Annotated in this window: 3 protein-coding genes and 1 pseudogene; 3 read left to right on the top strand and 1 reads right to left on the bottom strand. The window is 59.8% G+C overall.

Annotated features, from left to right (window positions below; genetic code table 11):
- The 3 genes and pseudogenes from EOA32_RS39415 to EOA32_RS35675 all read left to right on the top strand — a co-directional run.
- Window positions 1-391 (top strand): annotated as a pseudogene (locus tag EOA32_RS39415) (hypothetical protein); the annotation flags it as partial.
- A 69-nt stretch (window positions 392-460) separates the two neighbouring features.
- The gene (locus EOA32_RS35680; protein WP_348632245.1) at window positions 461-733 is read left to right on the top strand and encodes an ABC transporter permease subunit; all 273 of its coding nucleotides are present in this window, start codon (window positions 461-463) and stop codon (window positions 731-733) included.
- The gene (locus tag EOA32_RS35675; RefSeq protein ID WP_128374187.1) at window positions 730-1,551 is read left to right on the top strand and encodes an ABC transporter ATP-binding protein; all 822 of its coding nucleotides are present in this window, start codon (window positions 730-732) and stop codon (window positions 1,549-1,551) included. Before EOA32_RS35680 ends, EOA32_RS35675 begins: the two co-directional genes overlap by 4 nt.
- Window positions 1,552-1,789: 238 nt before the next feature.
- Here EOA32_RS35675 and EOA32_RS35670 read toward each other — a convergent pair.
- On the bottom strand, window positions 1,790-3,058 hold a 1,269-nt coding region (locus tag EOA32_RS35670), incomplete at its 5' end, for a PLP-dependent aminotransferase family protein (RefSeq protein WP_145971475.1).

The raw sequence follows: 3,058 nt of genomic DNA, 5'->3' as shown, positions 1-3,058 counted from the left end.
ACATTTTCGGCCGCTTGCAGTACCGATTGCGCTGCTCGCGATTTGGGAGTTGCTTGCCCATGCCGGCGTTGCTGACCCGCGTTTTCTGCCGCCACTCGAAGAGGTGGTGGCCCGCGGCGTGGCAGAGTTCAGCCGCGGCGGCCTCGCCTTCAATCTTCTGGCGAGCCTGGAGCGAGACCTGATCGGTTTTGCGTGTGGCAGTGTGGCCGGGATCACGCTTGGTTTGGCGATCGGGTTTTCCCGCCTCCTCGAACGCCTTCTGGGGCGGTGCTGCTGGTACACCGCCAGATCGCCCTCTTCGCCTGGGTTCCCCTCATCTCGATGTGGTTCGGCGGTGGCGAGGCCGGCAAGGTCGTCTTCATCGCGCTTGCGGCGTTCCAGCCGACCTTGATCAACACCTGGAGGGGGTCTCCGGCATCCCGCGCAGCTATCGCGAGCTTGCCGAAGTGCTGACCTTCGGCTGGTTCGACTTCTCATCGCCATTCCGGGTGCGCTGCCGCAAATCTGCACGGGTGTTCATTCGGCGCTGATCTACGCCTGGACCGCGACGGTGGGGGCCGAGCTCCTGCTCAACATCGCGCCCGGCATAGGCGGGCGCATGAACGAGGGCCAGCACCTGTTCCACATGGATTTATTGCTGCTGTGCATTCTGCTGCTCGGCGGCGTCGGCGTGGTCTTCAATGTCATCGCCGGCGCTCTGGAGCATCGCCTTCTGCGCTGGAGGATCCCATGACCGGCCCTGTCGCCATACGTGGCCAAAGCCACGCACTGGAGATCGCTGACGTAAGCAAGCGGTTCAGTGTCGCCGGCCCTCAGGTCCAGGCGCTGTCTCATATCCGGCTTGCCGTCGACCAGGGCGAGTTCGTCAGCATCGTGGGATCCTCAGGCTGCGGCAAATCCACCTTGCTGCGGCTCGTTCTCGACCTCGACACTGACTATGACGGAGACATCCGGGTCGATGGGCACAGGGTGGAACGTCCGGGTCTCGACCGCTCGATCGTTTTCCAGGAGCACAGGCTTTTGCCCTGGTTCAATGTCGAGGCCAATGTCGCGGCAGCGCTGCGCCAAAGCGGGTTGGGCGCTGCCGAACGGGGCGAGCTCGTTCGCGACCATCTGCATCTCGTCGGCCTCGACCAATTTGCTAAAGCCTATCCCGCCCAATTATCGGGCGGCATGGCGCAGCGTGTGGCGATAGCCCGCGCACTCGTCACGAAGCCGCGCTTCCTGCTGCTCGACGAGCCGCTCGGGGCCCTCGACGCGCTCACCCGTCTGCGTCTGCAGGACGAGCTTCAAAGGATTGTCCGGCACGAGGGCACGACCGCCGTGCTCGTCACACACGACGTCGATGAAGCAGTCTATCTTAGAGATCGGATCGTCATCATGCATCCCCATCCTGGGCGGATCGCCACGATCCTGCCCGTCACCGACGCAGTGTCTCGGGATCGCTCCGATCCGAATTTCATTAGGCTTCGCGACGAGGTGTTATCGTGGCTTGGTGTGTCGCGGACTGGAAACGATGCTGACGCCGAACTCGCTCGCCACAGCGCCTGACCGCCGACATGGCTCTAAGCAGCGCCTCAGCTTCGTTGATCTCTGAAGGAAGCACTGGAAGACCGATCATGGTGCTTGCTTGTGCCACCGCCTAGGCTAGATGACATTCGCAACTCCCCCAAATCCACCGAGAGCACTATGAAGCAGCAGCGACCTTCTGTGTCGAGATCAAACAGAAGCGTGGGCTCGTGAGGCGGCCTCAGTCGATTTGAGGCGGCATCGACCTAGGCTGTGAGCCTTACAGGTCGAAGAGGATCGGCTCCGGCTCGCTGTGCAGCAAATTGTGAATCACGGTCAACCCTCTTTCCAGGTCTTCTTCGGTCGTGGATCCAACCGATATTCGTACCGCCGGCTGAGAGTCAGAAATCGCGAACGCTGCACCTCGCGCAACTGCCACCCCTTGCTTACGCGCATGTGACACGAATTCGTCTTCGGGAAATTTTGGTCCAAGCGGAAGCCAGATATGCAGGCTCTGCGGATGAAACCGATACGGAAATTCTCCCATAACCTGCGCGACAAGTTTGTGACGTTGAGCGAGAGAGGCTCGCTGCCATTCGACTAGCTCTAGGCAAGTCCCATCTTCAACCCATCGGGCCGCAATTTCCGCGATTAAGGGAGTCGCGGTCCAGTTCGTGACGAGTTGCCGATTCTCAACGGCTGGGAGAAGGCGCTCTGGCGCGACCAGATAACCAGTGCGCAACCCAGGCATCACAGGCTTAGAAAAGCTAGTAATATACAACGTTCGCTCTGGCGCAAGTACTTGAAATGGCGGCGGCCTCTTGTCGACGAGTGGGCCAAGCGCATCATCCTCGATGATGATTAGGTCGTGCTTCCGGGCGATCTCCACAATCGCGATACGTCTGCTCTCATCCATTAAGAAGGCGGTTGGACCCAGAGCATTTGGCATCATGAAAAGCGCACGGATTTTGTTATGCTGGCATGCGCTCTCCAACGCTTCCGGAACAATTCCGCAGTCATCTATCTGCACCCCATGGACCTTCACCCCTAAATACGAGGCCAAAGGCAGCATGACGTGAAGCCCCGTTGCTTCCGTGGCAATCATCGTGCCAGGCTGACAAGCAGTCATCAATGCGACTGTCAGCGACGGCGTCCCGCCGTTGGTGAGATGGATAGTTTTTTCGTCCGCCTCCAAACCGCAGCGCCTGAGCCATTCCACAGCGATTGAGCGGTGACGCGCAAACATAGCGCTTGGGCGCGAACCGAGGACCGTGCTCGGAGGAATATCGACAGCAAGCGCGGCAAGCGCGGACTTCATGCGTTCAAGATGTATGGTATCGCAGATCGGCTTTAATATTGACAAATCGATGAGACCCGATTGCCGCTCCGGAACATAGGGCGACACTGCCTCTGGGTTCGGGTTATTGTTGCGAATAAACGTTCCGCGCCCCGTTTCTCCAGCTGTGAAACCTCGGCGAGCAAGCTCCTCATAAGCGCGCGACACGGTGGGCAGCGATACGCCAAGTTTATGTGCAAGCTGCCGCTGCGG

It is taken from the genome of Mesorhizobium sp. M1A.F.Ca.ET.072.01.1.1 (assembly GCF_004023325.1).
Classification (GTDB): Bacteria; Pseudomonadota; Alphaproteobacteria; order Rhizobiales; family Rhizobiaceae; genus Mesorhizobium.
Note: the sequence above shows the minus strand (reverse complement) of the source record. Positions and strands in the feature narration are given on the sequence as shown.